The 20150-nt window shown below is 71.1% G+C and carries 14 protein-coding genes, 2 tRNA genes, 1 pseudogene and 1 riboswitch; of the genes and pseudogenes, 14 read left to right on the top strand and 3 right to left on the bottom strand.

Annotated features, from left to right (window positions below; all coding sequences use genetic code 11):
* The first annotated feature begins 29 nt into the window (after positions 1–29).
* The 9 genes and pseudogenes from AB5J55_RS20030 to AB5J55_RS19990 form a co-directional block, all read left to right on the top strand.
* Positions 30–569, top strand: a complete 540-nt coding sequence (locus tag AB5J55_RS20030; protein WP_369272010.1) for a hypothetical protein — start codon at positions 30–32, stop codon at positions 567–569.
* A gap of 266 nt (positions 570–835) precedes the next feature.
* Positions 836–3004 (top strand): DEAD/DEAH box helicase, encoded by a 2169-nt coding sequence (locus AB5J55_RS20025; protein ID WP_369272009.1) that lies wholly within the window; start codon positions 836–838, stop codon positions 3002–3004.
* A gap of 226 nt (positions 3005–3230) precedes the next feature.
* Complete coding sequence (locus AB5J55_RS20020; RefSeq protein ID WP_369272008.1) at positions 3231–6329, top strand: FG-GAP repeat domain-containing protein; 3099 nt, start codon at positions 3231–3233, stop codon at positions 6327–6329.
* A gap of 48 nt (positions 6330–6377) precedes the next feature.
* Positions 6378–7928: an amino acid permease gene (locus tag AB5J55_RS20015; RefSeq protein ID WP_369272007.1), complete on the top strand. Its 1551-nt coding sequence runs from the start codon at positions 6378–6380 to the stop codon at positions 7926–7928.
* Between the two features lie 130 nt (positions 7929–8058).
* Positions 8059–8131: transfer RNA gene (locus AB5J55_RS20010), tRNA-Lys, on the top strand.
* A gap of 379 nt (positions 8132–8510) precedes the next feature.
* Positions 8511–9515: an STAS domain-containing protein gene (locus AB5J55_RS20005; RefSeq protein ID WP_369272006.1), complete on the top strand. Its 1005-nt coding sequence runs from the start codon at positions 8511–8513 to the stop codon at positions 9513–9515.
* A 227-nt stretch (positions 9516–9742) separates the two neighbouring features.
* Positions 9743–10120 (top strand): STAS domain-containing protein, encoded by a 378-nt coding sequence (locus AB5J55_RS20000; protein ID WP_369272005.1) that lies wholly within the window; start codon positions 9743–9745, stop codon positions 10118–10120.
* 374 nt (positions 10121–10494) lie between these two features.
* Complete coding sequence (locus AB5J55_RS19995) at positions 10495–10842, top strand: hypothetical protein (protein WP_369272004.1); 348 nt, start codon at positions 10495–10497, stop codon at positions 10840–10842.
* Positions 10843–10987: 145 nt separating this feature from the next.
* Positions 10988–12280 (top strand): annotated as a pseudogene (locus tag AB5J55_RS19990) (PPC domain-containing protein); the annotation flags it as partial.
* A gap of 68 nt (positions 12281–12348) precedes the next feature.
* On the opposite strand, the gene ribA reads toward AB5J55_RS19990, so the two are convergent.
* Complete coding sequence (gene ribA / locus AB5J55_RS19985) at positions 12349–12993, bottom strand: GTP cyclohydrolase II (protein WP_369272003.1); 645 nt, start codon at positions 12991–12993, stop codon at positions 12349–12351.
* A 114-nt stretch (positions 12994–13107) separates the two neighbouring features.
* Positions 13108–13623, bottom strand: coding sequence for a MarR family winged helix-turn-helix transcriptional regulator (locus AB5J55_RS19980; protein ID WP_369272002.1), 516 nt, complete (start codon positions 13621–13623; stop codon positions 13108–13110).
* A gap of 48 nt (positions 13624–13671) precedes the next feature.
* On the opposite strand from AB5J55_RS19980, the gene AB5J55_RS19975 reads away from it, so the two are divergent.
* The 5 genes from AB5J55_RS19975 to AB5J55_RS19955 all read left to right on the top strand — a co-directional run bounded on the left by AB5J55_RS19975 (position 13672) and on the right by AB5J55_RS19955 (position 18798).
* A complete protein-coding gene (locus tag AB5J55_RS19975; protein ID WP_369272001.1) occupies positions 13672–14805 on the top strand; it encodes a dihydrofolate reductase family protein in 1134 nt (377 codons plus the stop codon).
* Positions 14806–14902: 97 nt separating this feature from the next.
* A tRNA-Met gene (locus tag AB5J55_RS19970) sits at positions 14903–14976 on the top strand.
* A gap of 136 nt (positions 14977–15112) precedes the next feature.
* On the top strand, positions 15113–16183 hold the full coding sequence (locus AB5J55_RS19965) for a PP2C family protein-serine/threonine phosphatase (protein WP_369272000.1): 1071 nt from the start codon (positions 15113–15115) through the stop codon (positions 16181–16183).
* A gap of 246 nt (positions 16184–16429) precedes the next feature.
* A riboswitch (cyclic di-AMP (ydaO/yuaA leader) is annotated at positions 16430–16587 on the top strand.
* Between the two features lie 11 nt (positions 16588–16598).
* Positions 16599–17624: a M23 family metallopeptidase gene (locus AB5J55_RS19960; RefSeq protein ID WP_369271999.1), complete on the top strand. Its 1026-nt coding sequence runs from the start codon at positions 16599–16601 to the stop codon at positions 17622–17624.
* Positions 17625–17853: 229 nt separating this feature from the next.
* Positions 17854–18798, top strand: a complete 945-nt coding sequence (locus tag AB5J55_RS19955; RefSeq protein ID WP_369271998.1) for an aldo/keto reductase — start codon at positions 17854–17856, stop codon at positions 18796–18798.
* Positions 18799–18817: 19 nt separating this feature from the next.
* On the opposite strand, the gene AB5J55_RS19950 is transcribed toward AB5J55_RS19955, so the two are convergent.
* Entirely contained in the window at positions 18818–20149 is a 1332-nt protein-coding gene (locus AB5J55_RS19950) for a PrsW family intramembrane metalloprotease (protein ID WP_369271997.1), read from the bottom strand.
* Position 20150: the final 1 nt, after the last annotated feature.

The raw sequence follows: 20150 nt of genomic DNA, 5'->3' as shown, positions 1-20150 counted from the left end.
TTTCTCGCCCGCCCCTGGAGGTGGCTCCCGTGCGCCCCTTGTACGTACCTGTCCGTCTGGCTGCCACGGTGATGGCCGTCACCGCTGCCGCCGGCTGTATGAGTGTGGGTGACGACGGTGGTGGCGGGGGTGCCAAGCCGTCGCATTCGGCGGGGCAGCGGGGTGGTGAGGCGCCCGACGGCGGTTCTGCGGTGTCGGGGGGCGGGGCCGGGTTCGGGGCGCACGCGGATGACGGCAAGCGGGCGAAGGGGAAGGGCAAGGGCAAGGATGCGGACAAGGGCGCCGAGTCGGGCTCTCCGTCGGTCTCGCCGTCCGCGGATGTGAGCGCGTCCGCTCCTGTCGGGGGCAGGCCGCCGGTGAAGCCGGGGCAGAGCGAGAGGCCGGGGCCTACGCGTCCGGCTGATCCGACGCCCACCCGGACGGTGGATCCGGAGCCGACGCCGACGGAGCAGCCGACGTCCGATACGCCGACGCCCACTGCGGCCGAGCCGTCGTCGTCGGCGCATGAGGAGACGGGGCCGCAGTTGGCTCAGCGGGAGCCGGCGCCGGCTGCGGGGGCGCCTGCGTGAGGCAGGTCCGAGGGGGCTGGGCGCGTGAGGGTGCCGACGGCCGGGGGGAGTGACGTTGCCTACAGGGGTGTCGGCCGGTTTGCGTTGGGGGGCTGGGGGTGCGTATGGTGGTAGATCGTTTGATCCCATTTGCCCGGCGCCACTGCAGAGCGCGCCGTGTGGCGCGTACTCTCCCTTGCCGTGGCGGACCGCATAGAGGCGGTCGTGTGCGAATCACGGAGTTGACGGGCGCGTGCCGACGAGACTCCGGAAGGTTTCGCATACGCATGTCCATTTCCAGTACTGATCACGTCGTCGTGCCCGAGGACGCTGAGAACGCGGTCGTCGAGGAGGCCCCCGAGGCCCCCGAGGCCACCTTCGCGGACCTCGGTCTCCCCGAGGGCGTCGTGCGCAAGCTCGCGCAGAACGGCGTGACCACCCCCTTCCCGATCCAGGCCGCGACCATCCCGGACGCCCTGGCCGGCAAGGACATCCTGGGGCGCGGTCGTACCGGCTCCGGCAAGACGCTGTCGTTCGGTCTTCCGACGCTGGCCCGCCTCTCCGGCGGCCGCACCGAGAAGCACCGTCCGCGTGCCGTCATCCTCACCCCGACCCGTGAGCTCGCGATGCAGGTCGCGGACGCTCTCCAGCCCTACGGCGACCAGCTCGGCCTGAAGATGAAGGTCGTCTGCGGCGGTACGTCGATGGGGAACCAGATCTACGCCCTGGAGCGCGGCGTGGACGTGCTGGTGGCGACCCCCGGCCGACTGCGCGACATCATCAACCGCGGCGCCTGCTCGCTGCAGGACGTCGAGGTCGCCGTTCTCGACGAGGCCGACCAGATGTCCGACCTGGGCTTCCTGCCCGAGGTCACCGAGCTGCTCGACCAGGTCCCGCCCGGCGGTCAGCGCATGCTCTTCTCCGCGACCATGGAGAACGAGATCAAGACCCTCGTCGACCGGTACCTGAAGGACCCGGTCCTGCACGAGGTCGACGCCGCGCAGGGTGCCGTGACGACCATGTCGCACCACATCCTGATCGTGAAGCCCAAGGACAAGGCCCCGGTCACCGCCGCGATCGCCTCCCGCAAGGGCCGCACCATCATCTTCGTCCGCACCCAGCTGGGCGCCGACCGTGTCGCCGAGCAGCTGCGCGACGCCGGTGCGAAGGCGGACGCGCTGCACGGCGGTATGACGCAGGGTGCGCGCACCCGGACGCTGGCCGACTTCAAGGACGGTTACGTCAACGTCCTCGTCGCCACCGATGTCGCCGCGCGCGGTATCCACGTCGACGGCATCGACCTCGTGCTGAACGTGGACCCGGCCGGTGACCACAAGGACTACCTGCACCGCGCGGGCCGTACGGCGCGTGCGGGGCGGACCGGTACGGTCGTCTCCCTCTCCCTGCCGCACCAGCGCCGCCAGATCTTCCGGCTGATGGAGGACGCGGGCGTCGACGCCTCGCGCCACATCATCCAGGGCGGCAACGCCTTCGACCCGGAGGTCGCCGAGATCACCGGCGCCCGTTCGATGACCGAGGTGCAGGCGGAGTCGGCGGGCAACGCCGCTCAGCAGGCCGAGCGTGACGTGGCTCAGCTCACCAAGCAGCTGGAGCGGGCGCAGCGGCGCGCCGCTGAGCTGCGCGAGGAGGCCGACCGGCTCGTCGCCCGCGTGGCGCGCGAGCGCGGTGAGGACCCCGAGGCTGCGGTGGCCGAGGCGCAGGCGGCGGCGGTCGAGGCCGTCGAGGCGGTCGTGCCGGAGCAGCCGGCGGCGCAGGATGTCGACCGGGCCGAGCGTACGGAGGCTTCGGCGCCGTACGAGCGTCGCGAGCGGCGGGACGACCGGGGCGGGTTCAACCGCGACCGTGACCGTTCCTTCGACCGTGACCGTGGCGGCCGTTCCTTCGAGCGCCGTGACAACGACCGTGGCGGGTTCAACCGCGACCGTGACCGCGGCGACCGTGGCTTCGAGCGTCGGGACCGGGACGGCGACCGTGGCGGCTTCCGTCGCGACGATCGCGGTGACCGGGGCGGCGACCGTGGCGGGTTCAACCGCGACCGTGACCGTGGCGGCCGTTCCTTCGAGCGCCGCGACAACGACCGTGGCGGCTTCCGTCGCGACGACCGCGGTGACCGGGGTGACCGTGGCGGCGACCGTGGCGGCCGTTCTTTCGACCGTGACCGTGGCAGCCGTCCCTTCGAGCGCCGCGACAACGACCGCGGTGGCTTCCGTCGCGACGACCGGCCCGCCGCCGGGCGTTCCTTCGAGCGGCGTGACGAGCGTGGCGGTCACCGTGGCAGCGACCGTCCCTTCAACCGCGACCGCCGCGACGACCGCCCCGGCTTCCGCTCCGGCGGCCACGAGCGGCCGTACGGCCGTCGTGACGACCACCGTGGCACCGGCGGCTCGCCCTTCGGGCGTCGTGACGACAAGCCGCGCTGGAAGCGCAACGGCTGAGGTCGCCGCATCGGCTGACGCCGTGTGAGGTGACTGCGCGCCGGGGCCCCACCGTTCTGACGGTGGGGCCCCGGCGCTTTTCGTTGGAGCCGGCCGGAAACCCTTCCCCGGACGTCTGTTCGGTGGCTGTAAGATCAGCCGACTTGTGAGACGGATGTGAAGGCCGGGGGGCCTTGGGCGCCGAGAGTGCGCCGGGACCGTCTCCTGCTTCCCGGGGAGGGCCTACTTGCCACGCCATGGCTTCGTAAGACTGCGTCTCGTCGCGGCCGCCGCCGTATTGGCCGCCGGCCTCAGCCCGTCGCTTCCGGCGGCCGCCGCCCCGGATGTGCCGCAGGAGACGGTGGTGCCGGCGACGCTGCGCAGCACGTACACCTCCGGTGCGCTCTACGGCGGGTCGAACTACGCAGGGAACAACGGTGCCGGCGCACAGGGGGTGTTCCACACCCTGGAGGGCTCCGGGCTGGTGTGGACGCGGTACGCGGACGGCAGGTCGACGAAGGTGGTCCACCCGGCCGGGTACTCCAGCTACGGCACGGCCGGCGGCGATGTCCTCGCGTACCGCTACGCCGACGGCCGGGTCGACCTGTGGAACGCGGCCGACGGCATGACTCGTACGGTGCGGGTGCCGGAGGGCCTGACCTATCTCACCGCCTATGAGGACCTGGCGGTCGCCTACCGGAGCCGTACCGACGAGGCCGGGGCGAGCGTGAAGGACGTGCACCTGCTGGTCCCGGAGGCCGACGGCGGCACGCGCGACGTGCAGGTCACCGGGCTGCCGGAGGGGTACGCCCTCGGGCCGCCCAGGGCCGCGGACGCCGACAGGCTGCTGTTCATGGCGGGGCGTCCGGGTACCTGGGGTCCCTATGTCTGGGTCATGGTCGACAAGCGGACGGGACAGGTCCAGAGCGTGACCCCGCCCGTCTCCGAGGCCTACAGCAAGGCGCAGGTCACCGGCGACCACGTGGTCCTGTTCAACATCAACGACCCCGTCGTCAAGGTCTTCTCCCGCTCCGATCTGTCCGCCGCTCCGGTCGAGGTCACGATGGAGGGCGGGGGCATCAGCCCCACGCAGGACCTCGCGGTCGTCGGTGACTGGCTGATCCACCGGCCCGGCGCGGGGGATGAGGTTCGCGCGAAGCCCATCGCGGGCGGGCCCACGGTGACCCTGCTGACGAGTTCGAACCCGCGCGTGTCCGGGGTCCCCGACGGCAGCGCGGTGGCGATCGGCCTGACGGACTCCGCCGCCGGCGACTGGGGCGTTCAGCGCATCCAGCCGGGCCCGGACGGACGCCCGGTCGTCACGCTGATCAAGGCCATGCCGAAGCCGCCGGCCGTGATCCAGGGCATCTCCCTCGAACAGGGCCGCCTGGTCGTCGTGGACGCCAGCAAGGGCGAGCGGCGCGACGACTACGTACGGACCGTCGCCGCAACCGGAACGCCCGAGTTCGGTGAGCGCTCCGGCTTCACGCCCGGGTCCGCCCCGCAGATCGAGGCCTGCCTTGAGAACGAGGTGGCCTGCTCGCAGATCTTCGGCACCGCCGACGGCCGGATCGCGTGGATGGACTTCGGTACCGCCGAGAACTATGCGCTCCACGTCAACGGCCCGAAGGACGGGGGTCTTTGGGGGCGGGATGTGCCCTTCGACGGGCGCATCCTCGATGTGTCGGGGCGCTATGTCCTGTACACGGACCCGGGCACGCGATTCGTGTACCGGATCGGTGAGCAGGGTGACCCGGTCGCCCGGACGTCGGTCGCCACCGCAATCGACGGCGATGTGCTGTGGACGGCCGGGGCGACCCCGGGCACCGTCACGGCGCTGAACCTGTCGACCAGGAAGTCCACCACGGTCACCACCGACGCGGGCTGCAAGCCCGTCCAGCTTCAGGCCCTCGGCCGTTACCTGTACTGGGCCTGCGACGGCAGGGCCGGTGTCTACGACCGTACGGCGAAGAAGTCCGTGCCGGTCCCGACGGCCGAGGCGAAACTCGGCGACGGGTACGTGGTCACGCACGACAAGCAGGCCGGGAAGCTCACGCTCACCACGGTCGCGGGCGGCAGCTCCGTGAGCCGGGTCATCGGCGACCTGCCCCACACCGGCGACTCACAGCGCGAGGTGCGCTGGACGGTGGACAGGGCCGGTGCCAACGCGGCCTACGTCGACGACCAGCAGCGGGTGCACCTCGTACCGTCCGGGGTGCCCCAGCAGCCGCTGCGGCTGCTCGGACCCGCTCAGAGCGCCGCGTCCGTGGAGGCGCACGCGATGGACGCCGTGCCGGACACGCTGACCACCGTCCTGCTGTCGAAGCCGTCGGCGGGCTGGAAGCTGACCGTGCGGAACAAGGCGGGCAAGGTCGTCGACACGCGCGCCGGTGGTGCGGCGCGCGGCGAGCTGAGCGTCGGGTGGCACGGCGACGACCCCGGGCGGACCGGCGACGCCTTCCTGCCGAACGGCTTCTACGACTGGACGCTCGCCGTCACGCCGGCCGACGGCGTCGGTGCCGCGATCGAGGTGCGCGGCACGGTCAGGTTGCTGCGGGGCGCTCCGGTGGGGCACGACCATGTGGGCTCCCAGGGAAGGCCGGACGGCTTCGGTGATCTCCTCACCCTCAACTCGTCGGGCGCGCTGACCTTCCAGCAGGGCACGGGCAAGGGCACCTTCTCCGGGAAGGTCTCGGGGAGCGGCTGGTCGACGAAGGCGGTCGCGGTGCCGTTCGGGGATCTGAACGGCGACCGCTGCAATGACGTCCTCGTGCGGATGAGCGACGGCTCGCTGCGCGGCTACAAGCCCGGCTGCGGCAAGGCGCTCACCCCGTCGACGGCGTACACGAAGCTGGGCACGGGCTGGAACGCGTACAACGTGCTCACCTCGCCCGGCGACCTGACCGGCGACAAGCGGGCCGACCTGCTGGCGCGCAAGGCGTCGACCGGCGACGTCTACCTCTTCGCTGCGAAGAGCGACGGGACGCTCGCGGCAGGGAAGCAGATCCGTACGGCGTGGACCGGTTACACGAAGATCCTGGGCGCCGGGGACCTCAACGGCGACGGGCACGGGGACGTCCTCGCCCGCGACAAGGCCGGGACGCTGTGGCGTTACAACGGTCTCGGCAACGGGCTGTTGAAGGACCGGGTGAAGGTCTTCGCGAACTGGGGCACGGGCTACAACGCCATCGTCGGTCCCGGGGACATCACCGGCGACGGGAAGGCCGACCTCGTCTCGCGGGACGGCAGCGGCAATCTCTGGCGCAACAACGGAGACGGCAAGGGGTCGTTCGGGGCGCGGGTGAAGATCGCGAGTGGTTGGCAGGGCTACAGGGGTCTCTTCTAGCCAAACTGTGACGTGTGTCATGTCCCCGGCGAGGGAATCGCTGGGGACATGACAGATGACGCCATAGTGAGCGGGCGGTCCTCCGGGAAGGTCTCGGACGAGGAGCGGCTGGCCCAGCTCGGCTACACGCAGGTTCTCGCCCGCCGCATGTCGGCGTTCTCCAACTACGCGGTCTCCTTCACGATCATCTCGGTCCTGTCGGGCTGCCTCACCCTGTATCTGTTCGGCATGAACACGGGCGGCCCGGCGGTGATCACCTGGGGCTGGGTGGCCGTAGGCCTGATGACCCTGTTCGTCGGCCTCGCCATGGCCGAGATCTGTTCGGCGTACCCGACATCCGCCGGCCTGTACTTCTGGGCGCACCGGCTCGCGCCGCCGCGTACGGCCGCCGCCTGGGCGTGGTTCACGGGCTGGTTCAACGTGCTGGGCCAGGTGGCGGTGACCGCCGGCATCGACTTCGGGGCGGCGTCGTTCCTGGGCGCGTACCTGAACCTGCAGTTCGGTTTCGAGGTGACCCCGGGCCGCACGATCCTCCTCTTCGCGGGCATCCTCGTCCTGCACGGCCTCCTCAACACCTTCGGCGTGCGCATCGTCGCCCTGCTGAACAGCATCAGCGTGTGGTGGCACGTGCTCGGCGTCGCGGTGATCGTCGGCGCGCTGACCTTCGTACCGGACGAGCACCAGTCTGCGTCGTTCGTGTTCGGCGAGTTCGTGAACAACACCGGCTGGGGCAGCGGGGTGTACGTCGTCCTGGTGGGCCTGCTGATGGCGCAGTACACCTTCACCGGGTACGACGCCTCGGCGCACATGACGGAGGAGACGCACGACGCGTCGACGGCGGGCCCGAAGGGGATCGTGCAGTCGATCTGGACGTCGTGGATCGCGGGTTTCGTTCTCCTGCTGGGCTTCACCTTCGCGATCCAGTCGTACGAGGGTGCCCTCACGTCCCCGACGGGCGCGCCGCCCGCGCAGATCCTGCTCGACGCGCTGGGGGCGACGGCGGGCAAGCTGCTCCTGCTGGTCGTCATCGGGGCGCAGCTGTTCTGCGGGATGGCGTCCGTGACGGCCAACAGCCGTATGATCTACGCCTTTTCGCGCGACGGCGCCCTGCCCTTCTCGCACGTGTGGCACACCGTCAGCCCGCGCACCCGGACGCCGGTGGCGGCGGTGTGGCTGGCCGCGGGCGGGGCGCTGGTGCTCGGGCTGCCGTATCTGATCAACGTCACGGCGTATGCGGCGGTGACCTCGATCGCGGTGATCGGCCTCTACATCGCGTACGTCATCCCGACGCTGCTGAGGCTGCGCAAGGGGGACGCGTTCGAGCGCGGGCCGTGGCACCTGGGCCGCTGGTCGGGGGTCGTCGGGGTGGTGGCGGTGGCGTGGGTCGGCGTGATCACGGTGCTGTTCATGCTGCCGCAGGTGTCCCCGGTGACCTGGGAGACCTTCAACTACGCACCGGTCGCCGTCCTGGTCGTCCTCGGTTTCGCCGCGACCTGGTGGCTGGCGTCGGCCCGGCACTGGTTCCTCAACCCCGACCACGAGCGCACGATCGCCCGGGACGCGGCCCGCGCGGGGGCGCCCGAACCGGTCGATCCGTAGCGCTTCGGCGAGCGCGGGCTGCGCGAGAGCTCCTGCTGCGGTCCTTGGCCACCGCTGACGTGGCCGTGAGCCCGATACCCGATCGGATCCGCGGCCACGTGCGGCTATGCTCGGGGTGGCAACATCGCCTGGGCCCTTAGCTCAATTGGCAGAGCAGTGGACTTTTAATCCATTGGTTGTGGGTTCGAGTCCCACAGGGCCTACGGCGCGGGTGACGGAGGTACCCCCTCTGACCTGCTGCGCAGCGCCTGAGACGACGTAAGTTGGCTCGGGCGCTGCTTCGTTTTCGGCCCACGAGTGTGCCCTCTGCCTGCTGACGTCTCCATGAACCGTTCGGCAGGCGGTGCGCGCGGTTTCGACGAGCCCGTCCGAGACTGCGGGTCGAGACCGTCGGCGGCGTACCGTGGAGATACCGAGGGCATCGCGCATTCCGGCCGTCCTGCCGGGGCGTCCTCGGCGCGAGACGAACCCCGGGCCGCCCGAGCGGACGGTGCGGAGACGGGTCGGCATCATGTACGCCGCGACCACTGCAACTGCGCACCCTGCCCGGGGTGTTGTGCATCCCTGCCGAGGGGCGGGGTGATGGCGGTGCGGCGGCTGGACATCCACCGGCGTGACAAGGGGGAGCGAGCCCTGGTCACGCTGCTGGGTGAGGTGGGGCCGGCCACGGCGCCCCTGCTGCGGGCCGCGCTGGAGCAGTGCCTGCGTGACGGCATGACCGTCATCGACGTCGATCTCACCACCGTCGGCTCCTGCGACGCCAAGGGCCTGGACGTGTTCCTGACGGCGTCACGCCGTGCCGAGCGGGTGCACGCCGCGCTGCGGCTGCACCATCCGTGCGCGCAGATCACCCGGCTCCTCGCAGTCACCGGCTCCGCTCCCCTGCTCCTCGCGGCCCCGGCCCATGCGGTGCCACCCGCACTGCTCCATGACCTGCTGGACACATCTGCGTCGGTCGGGTCGGCCGGAGGGACACGCGCGTCCGGCGGCCGCGCGGATGTGCCGGTGGTCAAGGACGGGATTCGGCTGCGCCGGCTGAACCGCTGGCAGGCAGAGGGGATGAGAGAAGACATCGCCGACTTGGCCGTGGCACCCGTCGCGGGCTCCTCGGGACAGGCGCACCGAGAGCGGGTCGACTTCCTGTGGCGGCTTGCCGTCAGCGCGCGACGGCCCGGCTTCGCGTTGCTGCTCGCCGAGACGACGGTGCTGGTGGGATGTAGCTTCGGATTTCCGGTGAGCCCCGAGGGCCGGTCCGAGCGAGGGCTGCAGGAGTGCATCGGGCGGCTCGCCGGCGGTACCGGGTTCCTGCTCCTCACCCAGGTCGTGGCTCAGCACCAGGGCCAACACCGCGACATCGGCCGCCGCCTGCAGCAGCGGCTGCTGGCCGATCGGCACGCCGCACTCGGGGTCGCCCTGCTGCACCCGGCCGACCGGGCCGGACAAGCCGCTTACGAGTCGTGGGGTTGGCTGAACCACGGAGAGTTGGTCGGGCTGCCCGGACGGGGCGCTCCTTGCGTGCTGACCCTGTCCCGGGACAGCGGACCTCCGGTGCCCGCCCCTCGGGGCACCGGGCGGGGCCGGGCGTAGCGGGAGAGGTGGTCCGCTCCCCAACAGGCCCGCTCCCGCGGCTGGACCTGGGCGACATCGGAGGGCCCCTTCGACAATCCGGCAATACCTGGAGAAGGGGCCCGCCTCCTCCCTGCCGGCAGTAGGTTGGTCGTACGGCTGCCCGTGACCCCGGCCCTCTCCGTGAAGTCCCCTTCCGCGCAACAGAGGCCCTGCGCAAGGCAAAAGCCACCTCAGCCACAGAGGAGATGGGCACATTGGGCCCGTACCCCGATCTGTTCGACGAGTGCCGCGTGGTCCGGGTCGGCGGCGAACTGGACCTGACGACCACGCCGGCCTTCGCACGTGACCTGGAGGACGCCCGCCACGGCACCGGCCGACTGTTTCTGATCGTTGACCTGAGCGATGTGACGTTCATGGACGGCAGCGTCCTGGACCCCTTGTGCGCGGCGTGGCGCGAGTGCCGCGGGCGGAGCGGATGGGTGCGCGTGGTCCAAACCCGGCGGGCACCGAATCTGGTGTTCCGGGCCGCGGATCTGCTGAAGCGGTTCCCGCGGTATGCCAGTGCCCAGGACGCCTGGCAGGACGTACCTGCGGACCGTGCGGAGGCGGATCGGCCCGCGTGAAGTACGGCGGAAGCGGGGCGGCACCCCGCGCCGGAGCGCCGCGGCCGGCGCGGAGCGATGACCGGTGATCAGCGACGGCATGGCCGATTCCGCTGCGCGCCGCGTGGGTCGAGCTGATGCTGGATGACGGCCGGTGCGGCGGAGCCGCCGTGATGCCACCCCGTGCCGAGCGGGCATTTCGAGCACCGGCTACGCCTTCGTGGCGTGCTGCGGAAGGAATGTGGTCTGGTGGACTCACTGGAAACAGGACCAACCGCCTTCGTTCGGAAAGCGGCATCGCGTTGACACGGGTCGGCGCCGGACGTTGACTGGCGGCATGGCGCCGTGCCATGCCGCTCCGGAAATCCGGCACGACGCACAGGAAGCGGCACTTGATGATGTACGACCAGAATCGCGCCCAACAGCCCGCAGACCAGCCCCGCGGCGTCGCGGGACGCCGCGACCCCGGCCCGGCACCGCTGTTCCCGTCGGCCGAGCGGGACAAGATCGCCCAGCGTCTCGGACGGGCCCTCAACACCTTCCCCGACACCCCGCTTCAGTCGCTGGAGGAGGCCGAAGGCGCCTTCGACGAAGCCACAGCTCAGCTCATGGCCGTCCTCGCCGAACAGCGGCGTACCCTCCGCGCGGGCTGGCAGGACCACGATCCCGAAACGCAGTCCGCCGAACTCCACCTCGCGTTGAGGCAGTACCGGGAGGTCACCCAACGACTGCTCCGCCTCTGAACAGGGGTGAGCGGACGATGCCGCAGCGCCCGAGTCGACTTCGGTCGGGTCGGGCGCTGCCTCGTTCTGAGGCTCGTGCGACGACCACCTCCGTCTCCGGGCCGTCCTTCACCTTCGGCGGCAAGAGCTGGACGGCGCCCGAGGGAAGGCCCCCGTCGACACCGCGCTCGACCAGGCGCTGAAGGCGCCGGGCTCCGGCACCGGGCCGTACGACCGCGAGGGCGGCCTCAAGGCCGGCAAGAAGAAGACGTACGACGTCACCGTCACCCGTACGTCCGGCCCCGCCGGCTCCCTCCCGCACACCCTGCGCCTGGCCAACAACAAGGCCCGCACCTTCTCGATCCTCGGCCCGAAGGTCGTCGACCTGCCGCTGAACAAGCCGGTGACCGTCAAGGTGCAGGCCGCGCCGAAGCAGGCGGGCATCAAGAGCGCGATCCTGGAGGCCGACGACCCGAGGACGGTCGGCGTCGACAAGCAGATCCTCACCACCGTCGTCGTCTCCACACGGGCCAAGTACACCTTCACCGCCTCGGGTTCGGTGCAGCGCAACAACTTCAGGTCGTACGTCGTGACCGTCCCGGAGGGCACGAAGTCGCTGGAGATCACGCTCGGCGGGCTCAAGCAGGGCAGCCGGACGTTCTTCACCGCCATCAACCCCTACGGCGTTCCCGCCGCGGACAACAGCCCGGACACCAAGGACCTGCCCGAGTCCGCCGAGCCGGTGCCCGGCGTCTGGGAGGTCGTGGTCGACTCGCGTCGTACGTCGGCGCTGCTGGACAACCCGTTCAAGCTGAACGCCGCGGTGTACGGCGCCTCCTTCGACCCGGAGTCCGTGACCGTGCCGGAGGCCGAGGTCGGCAGTCCGGTCGCCGCCTCCTGGACGGTGACCAACAAGCTGGAGGCCGTCGAGGGCAACCTCAAGGGCGGCGCGCTCGGCTCGTCGAAGACCGCGCGGCCGACCATCAAGGGCGGTGAGACGCACACCAGCACCATCGAGGTGCCCGAGGGCACGACCTCGCTGGACGTCTCCATCGGCAAGGTCTCCGACCTGGGCGCCGACCTCGACCTGTCGGTGTACGACGCCCAGGGCAAGCTCGTCGGCCAGTCCGCGGACGGCGACGCCGAGGGGTCCGTCTCCATCGCCGACCCGGCTGCCGGCAAGTACACCGTCGAGGTGGCCGGCTTCGAGGTGCCGTCCGGCTCGACCGCGTACGACTACCGGGACGCGTACTTCTCCTCCGCGCTCGGCTCGGTCAAGGTCGACGAGTCGGCGCCGGTGAAGCTCGGTACGGGTGACTCGGCGAAGGCGGCGGCGAACGTCACCGTCGCTCGGGCCGTGCCCGAGGGCCGTGAGCTCTTCGGTGAGGTACGGCTGGTGAACACGCGCGGGACGACCGCGGGTGTCGGCGGGGTGACGATCGAGAAGGTCACGCCGTAGTCGTCGTCACCACGGCTGAGGGGCGGGCGTCCGGTGCCGGGCGCCCGCCCCTTCTTCTTGCCGTGCGCTCAGCCCGCGCTGAGCTCCGCGAGGTCGCCCAGCGGGAGCGTGTGCTGGGTCTGCAGGACCTTCGCGCGCAGGTAGCGGACGTTGTCCGGGGTGGCGAAGACGCCGGTCGGGACGCGGCCCTGGACCTTGATGCCGAGGGCGCGCAACTGGTCGGCCTTGTCGGGGTTGTTGGAGAGCAGGTCCAGTTCGCCGATGCCGAGGGCGGTGAGCATCTGGGCGGCCGCCGTGTAGTCGCGGGCGTCCTCCGGGAGGCCGAGCGCGGCGTTCGCGGCGTAGGTGTCGAGGCCCTGGTCCTGGAGGGCGTACGCGTCGAGCTTGTTGTAGAGGCCGATGCCGCGGCCCTCCTGGCGCAGGTACAGCAGCACGCCGCCGCGCTCGGCGATGCGCTCGACGGCCTCGCGCAGCTGGGGGCCGCAGTCGCAGCGGGCCGAGCCGAAGACGTCGCCGGTCAGGCACTCGGAGTGCAGGCGGACCAGCGGGGTGGTGCCGGGGGCCGGGTCGCCGAGGACGACGGCCAGGTGTTCCAGACCGTCGGCCAGGCCGTGGAAGGTGACGAGTTCGGCGTCGACGCCGTAGCCGTCCTGGAAGCGCAGCGGGACCCGGACGCGGGCGCGCTGGGTGGCGGCGGCGGTGAAGTCGGGCATGCGGGTCTCCGGGTTCCGTGCGCGGGCCGGCTGCTTCAGATTTGAAGCAGCTCCTCGGTACAGGACCCTATCCCATGCTTTAAATTTGAAGCAATCGGATTCTTGTGGCGTACGTCACGAACAGGGCTTGCTGGAACGCCGCCGCCAAGGCACGTCGTCCGCGGTGGCGTGCGCCGTGTCGCCCTGGAAACCCCCGGCGACCGCCGTGAAGATCTCCTCCAACTGCCCGACCTGCTCCGGGGTCAGCCGGTCGAAGAGCAGCGCCCGCACGGTCTCCACATGGCCCGGGGCCGCACGCTCCAGGACGCGCATCCCATCCTCGGTGAGGGTCGCGATGCTGCCGCGCTTGTCCCACCGGCAGTCCTCGCGCCGCACCAGCCCGTCCTTCTCCAGGCGCGTCACGGCGTACGTCAGCCGGCTGCGGGTGATCTTCAGGCCTTCCGCCAGGTCGGTCATGCGCAATCGGCGCTCCGGAGCCTCGGACAGGGTGGCGAGGATGGAGTAATACAGATGGGGCATGCCGGCTTCCTGCTGGAGCTGCCGGTCCAGCGCGTCCTCCACGAGGGCGGCGGAGGCGATGTAGGCGCGCCAGGCGCGCTGCTCCTCGGGGGTGAGCCAGCGAGTCGTCATGCGACCAGTGTAGGTTTGTTTCAAACTTGAACCAAGCGGAGCGTGCCGATGCCGTCGTACCCCTACGTCCTGCTGTCCGCCGCGGTCTCGCTGGACGGCTACCTCGACGACACCACCCCCGAGCGCCTGCTGCTCTCCAGCCCGGCCGACTTCGACCGGGTCGACGAGGTACGGGCGTCCGTGGACGCGATCCTGATCGGCGCCGGCACGATCCGGGCCGACAACCCGCGGCTGCTGGTGAACTCGGCCGAGCGGCGGGGCGCGCGGGTGGCGGCCGGGAAGCCGGAGTATCCGCTCAAGGTCACGGTCAGCGCGTCCGGCGAGCTGGACCCGACGGCGAACTTCTGGCACACGGGCGGCGAGAAGGTCGTCTACACGACGGAGAAGGGCGCGGAGCGCCTGCGGCGGGCGCCGGTCGCGGCGGATGTGGTCGCGCTGGGCGCCGACCTGGACTGGCGGGGCCTGCTGCGGCACCTGCGCGAGGTGCGCGGCGTCGAACGGCTGATGGTCGAGGGGGGCGGCACGATCCACACGCAGTTGCTGCAGCAGGGGCTGGCGGACGAGGTGCAGCTGGTGCTGGCCCCGCTGTTCGTGGGGGACCCGGACGCGCCGCGGCTGTTCGGGCCGGGCGGGTATCAGGGCGGCCGGCTGCGGCTGGTCGAGACGCGGCGGATCGAGGACGTCGTGCTGATGCGCTACGAGCCGACGGCACCCGGTGCGGGTGTCCTGCCCTCCGCCGCGGACCGGAGGTGGCTGGCGGTGGCCTGCGATCTGGCGGCGCAGTGCCCGCCGTCGGCAACGGCCTTCAGCGTCGGGGCGGTCGTGGTGGCGGCCGACGGCACGGAGCTTGCGCGAGGGTACTCGCGGGAGGGCGGCGATCCCGTGGTGCACGCGGAGGAGGCTGCGCTGGCGAAGATCGCGGCGGGGGATCCTCGGGTGACTTCCGCCACGGTGTACACGAGCCTGGAGCCCTGCACGCATAGGGCGTCCCGGCCGGTGCCCTGTGCGCGATTGATCCTCGATGCGGGGGTGCGGCGGGTGGTGACGGCCTGGCGGGAGCCGGACACGTTCGTGGCGGGGGCCGACGGAAGCGGGCTGCTGGCGGGGGAGGGGGTGGATGTCGTGGTCCTGCCGGAATACGAGGGGCGGGCCAAGGCTCCGAACAGCCATCTGCCGTCCTGACCGCCCCGCCCGAAGGGTGCGGAAAACCCCGTCAGGGCGGGGCCGCGGGACCGCGTGTGCATCTTGTCCTGCGGATGGCGTACTATTGAGTCATCGCCGCGGGGTGGAGCAGCTCGGTAGCTCGCTGGGCTCATAACCCAGAGGTCGCAGGTTCAAATCCTGTCCCCGCTACTGATGACTCAGGGCCGGAACTGATCAGTTCCGGCCCTGAGTGTTTTCCGCTCGCCGTCCGCGCTCGTCCGGTCGGCCCTCACCACTCGCCCCGCGCCTCCGCTTCGGCAACTCTGGTGAGGTGGAGCAGCGGCGGATGTCGTACGCACGCCGGTTCGTCCGGCTGCTCCCCGCCCTGCTGATCGCGGCCGGAGGCGTGTACGACCTCGTCACGCCCACGGACTTCACGGGCGCCCCCTTCTTCACCGCCGCACCCCTGGTCGCGGCCCCGCTCTACTCGCAGCGCGGCACGGTCGTCACGGGTGTCGTGGCCGTCGCCACACTGCTCGTGCTGCGCACCCTGCACGGCGGCCTGCCCAAGGCAGAGGTGATCACGGAGCTGGTCACCGTCGTCACCGTCTCCGTGCTCGCCGTGCTCATCAACGTCCTCGTCCGCCGCAGCGACGAACGCCTCGCCTCCGCCCGCGAGATCGCCGAGGCCGCCCAGCGCGCCGTACTGCCCGAGCCGGCCGAGCGGATCGGCGGCTTCCGGATCGCGGCACGGTACGAGGCGGCGCAGGAGGGCGCCTCCATCGGCGGCGACCTGTACGCCGTGCAGGACAGCCCGCACGGCCTGCGGGTCGTCGTGGGGGACGTGCGCGGCAAGGGCATCGGAGCGGTGGGCGCGGTCGCCGTGGTCATCGGGGCCTTCCGCGAGGCCGCCGAGCAGGAGACCACGCTGGAGGCGGTCGCACAGCGCCTGGAGCGGGCGCTGGTGCGCGAGCGCGACCGGCGTGAGTGGGCCGAGTCCGCCGAGGGGTTCACCACCGTCGTACTCGCCGAGCTGCCGCACGGCAGCGGGATCGTGCGCCTCGTCAACCGCGGGCATCCCTCGCCCCTGCTGCTGTACGCCGACGGCACCGTGCGCTCGCTGCCCGCCGCCGAGCCCGCGCTGCCGCTCGGCATGCGAGAGCTGGGCGTCTGGCCCGACCGGGCTCAGGAGGCCGACTGCCCGAGCGGGGCCACGCTGCTCCTGTACACCGACGGCCTGAGCGAGGCACGGGACGGCGACGACCGGTTCTACGACCCCGAGGCGGGACTGGCGGGGCGGGCCAACGCCCGTTGCGAGCCGGCGGCGCTGCTGGAGAAGCTGGCGGCGGAGGTGCGGCGGCACTCCGGGGGCGGGATGGCGGACGACATGGCCCTCATCGCCGTACGGCGGCCATGATGCGGTTCCTTGATCCTTGTCACCGGACGTGACCGGGCGACCCCCCTCCGCATAACAACTGACACACCGTCAACACCTGTGTGGCGTCTGAGGTCTGGCCAACTCGCCCGATTTAGGCCGCTCATGACCCGTAAGTCCAGGCGAAAATCGTTAATGATCAAGTGGAACAGCTTGGAATCCGCACCCCGGGTCTATTAACGTTCGATAACGCAGCGCGGTCGTCCCAGCCGTCACAAGAGGCGGCTCCGTGCGCATGCGCCGAATCTCGAAAGGGAACCGGGGAACCACCAACTTGGGGTGAATCGCGCAGATACCACCGTGAAGTCACGGGCGGTATACGCGCGTAGGAGACCTTCCTGCTCCGAACCCGTCAGCTAACCCGGTAGGCGAGAAGGAAGGAAAGGAGTACGCCCACGTGGCGTCCAACCGGCCTGCCCCGCAAGCCCCGTTCGTGCCGAGCCAGCGCAGCACCGACACCTTCGGCTACGACCGCAACCGCACCGACGAGGGCCCGTTCGAGGAGTGGAATCCCACCGCGGAGTCCCTTCGTCCCGTTCGCGGCAGGCATCGCGTCTCCAAGCAGCGCGGCGGGGGACTCGCCCGCAGCTCCACGGTTCTCGGCGTCGGTGTCATAGCCGCCGTCGGCGCGGGCGGCATGGCCAGCGCGAACAGCGGCAAGCCGCCGGTCGCGATCACCATGCCGGACCTGCCCCTGATCTCGGACGACTCCTCCGAGCCCGCCGAGGACGCGGCCACCGCGCTCAGCACCATGGGCGAGACCTACGACGAGACCGCGCAGGGCGGTTCCGACGCCGGTGAGGCGCTGCGGAGCCGGATCATCGCGCAGGCCGAGTACCAGCAGGACCAGATCGACAGCAAGGCCGCCGCAGCCGCGGTCGCCGCCGCCGAGAAGGAGGCCGCCGACGCGGCCGCCAAGGCGGAGAAGGAAGCCGAGGCCAAGGCCGCCGCCGCGAAGGCAGAGGCCGAGGAGGAGGCCCGCAAGAAGGCCGAGGCCGAGCGCCTCGCCGAGCTGGCCAAGCAGTACACGCTGCCGACCTCCTCCTACACCATCACCTCGACCTTCGGACAGGCCGGCGCCTACTGGTCCTCCGGGTACCACACGGGCCTCGACTTCGCCGCGCCCACCGGCACGCTGATCAAGGCCGTGCACAGCGGCACGATCACGTTCGCCGGCTGGGACGGCTCGTACGGCTACAAGACCGAACTCACCCTCGACGACGGCACCGAGGTCTGGTTCGCGCACCAGTCCTCGATCAGCGTGAGCGTCGGCCAGAAGGTCAACACCGGTGACGTCATCGGCCGCGTGGGCGCCACGGGCAACGTGACCGGCGCCCACCTGCACCTCGAGGTGCACCCCGGCGGCAGCTCCAGCGGCATCGACCCGCTGGCGTGGCTGCGCGGCAAGGGGCTCACGCCCTGAGGCGTTACGGCCTCTGTCCTTGTGAAGTTCCCAGCTGTCCTTCTGAAGTTCCCGGCTGAAGTCCGTTCACACCTGTTCCCCGGCGTTCCTGTCCTGATCCCCGGCAGTCCTGACGGCGTCCCCCCGACGTCAGGGCTGCCGGTATCCGGAGCGCCGGGGTCCGCTTGTTTACGGGAAATTTGCGGCCCTCCCGGAAGATCTGCCTCCGTGACGGACGTTGATGTCGAGCATGACTTCTCTGCGCAAGCTCGGCTCCTCCGACCTCGAGGTCTTCCCGCTCTGCCTCGGCGGCAATGTCTTCGGCTGGACCGCCGACGAGCCCCAGTCCTTCGCCGTCCTCGACGCGTACACCGAGGCGGGCGGCAACTTCATCGACACGGCCGACTCGTACTCGGCGTGGGTCGAGGGCAACGTGGGCGGCGAGTCCGAGACCGTCATCGGCAACTGGCTGCGGGCGCGCGGCAACCGGGCGGACGTCGTGATCGCCACGAAGGTCAGCCAGCACCCCGACTTCCAGGGCCTCACGGCAGCCAACATCAAGGCGGCCGCGGACGCCTCACTGCGCCGCCTCGGCACCGACCACATCGACCTCTACTACACCCACTTCGACAAGCCGGAAGTGCCAGTCGATGAGATCGTCGGCGCCCTGGACGAGCTGGTGAAGGCGGGCAAGGTGCGGCACATCGCCGCCTCCAACATCTCGGCGAAGCGGCTGGAGGCGTCCCTCGCCTTCTCCGACCGCGAAGGCCTGGCCCGCTACGTCGCCCTCCAGCCCCACTACAACCTGGTCTCCCGCGACACCTACGAGGGCGAACTCCAGAACCTCGCCGAACGGCAAGGCCTGGCGGCGGTCCCGTACTACGCCCTGGCGGCAGGGTTCCTCACGGGCAAGTACCGCGCCGGTACGGCAGTGGACAGCCCCCGCGCCCAGGGCGCCGGCAGGCACGCGGAGACGGAGCGGGGCCGCAGGGTGCTGGCGGCGCTGGACGAGATCGCGTCCGCCCACGAGGTGCCGGTGGCCACGGTGGCCTTGTCCTGGCTCGCGGCCCGGCCGACGGTCACGGCCCCGATCGCCTCGGCACGGACGCCGGAGCAGCTGCCGGCGTTGCTGGGGGTGGCGGAGCTGACTTTGACGGACGACGAGCTCGGGAGGCTCACGGCGGCGTCGGCCTGATCCGCCCTCCGCCGCACGGTCACGTCCGATAGGGGTTGTACGCGGGGTAGGGCGCCGGCGCCTCGTACCCCGCGTACCCGTTCCCGTACGGCTGCCAGTAACCAGGTGCCCCGTACGCACGAGCCGGGGGCCAGGCCTGCGCCGCGGAAACCGCGTGCTCCAGTGCCGGCCGCGCGACCTCCCGGCGTCGCCACAGCTCGTGCAGCAACTCCCCTTCCCGGACGACGAAGTCGGCGCCGGCCCGCCCGCGGCGCCCCCGGTGCCGTAGGAACGCCAGCGACGTGGCGTAGGCCTCGTACTGCGCCACGGCCCGCGCCGCCGTCCGCCCGCCGTGGCGGCGCGCGTACTGCCGGGCCACCCGCCGGTCCCGCATCGAACCCAGTGCGTACGGCTCGTTCGGCGACAGCCACCCGGTGACGACGTAGGCGGGCAGCTCCTCGCGCACGGTCCTCAGCTCGCGCTGCCGGGTCCAGATCACCAGCCAGGTCAGCAGCCCGAACGCGGGCACCATGAAGGCCGCGTACACCGCGAAGAAGCCCCACTCGCCGAAGGACGACGAGCCGTTCCACAGGGCGTGCATGCCCATGGCGAGCAGCAGCCCGGAGAGGGGGAGGAGGACGCGCCGCACGTGCTGCCGCTCGCCCGAGAGTGCGGCGATGCCGAAGCCGATGCCGGTCAGGACGGTGAAGAGCGGATGGGCGAAGGGCGACATGATCACGCGGACGAAGAAGGTCGCCGCGGTGACGGAGGCGATGCCGCGGTCGCCGGAGAGCTGGTCGGTGCCGAAGGCGGTGCCGAGGTAGAGGATGTTCTCGGTGAAGGCGAAGCCGGTGGCGGTGACGCCGGCTATCACCACGCCGTCGACGATGCCGGTGAAGTCCCGCCTGCGGAAGAGGAAGACCAGCAGGACGGCCGCGGCCTTCGCGATCTCCTCCACCACGGGCGCTATGACGGTCGCGCCGAGGGTGTCCGCGTGCGACGGATCGGCCGTCGCGGTCGCTATCCACCGGGTCGCGAAGCTGTTGGCGACGATCGCTATCAGCGCCGCCGCGCAGGCGCCCCAGGCGAAGGAGAACAGCAGATTGCGCCAGGGGCCCGGTTCGACCCGGTCCAGCCACCGGAACGACGCGACCAGCAGCGGTACGGGCAGAACGGCCAGCCCGAGCCCGACCAGGAACCCTTCGGTGCCGGTCTGCTCGCGCACCAGGGCGAGGATGACCAGCCCGGACAGCGCGAGCAGGGTGCTGAGCGCGCCGTAACGCACCCAGCGCTTCTGCCACCAGTGCGCGTGCCGTCGTGCGCCGCCGGTGGGACCGGTGGGGGGCGTCGGGTACGGGGGACAGGTGGCCACG

It is taken from the genome of Streptomyces sp. R11, from assembly GCF_041051905.1.
Lineage (GTDB): Bacteria > Actinomycetota > Actinomycetes > Streptomycetales > Streptomycetaceae > Streptomyces.
The sequence above is the reverse complement of the archived record's forward strand: the minus strand, read 5'-3'. Positions and strand labels throughout refer to the sequence as shown.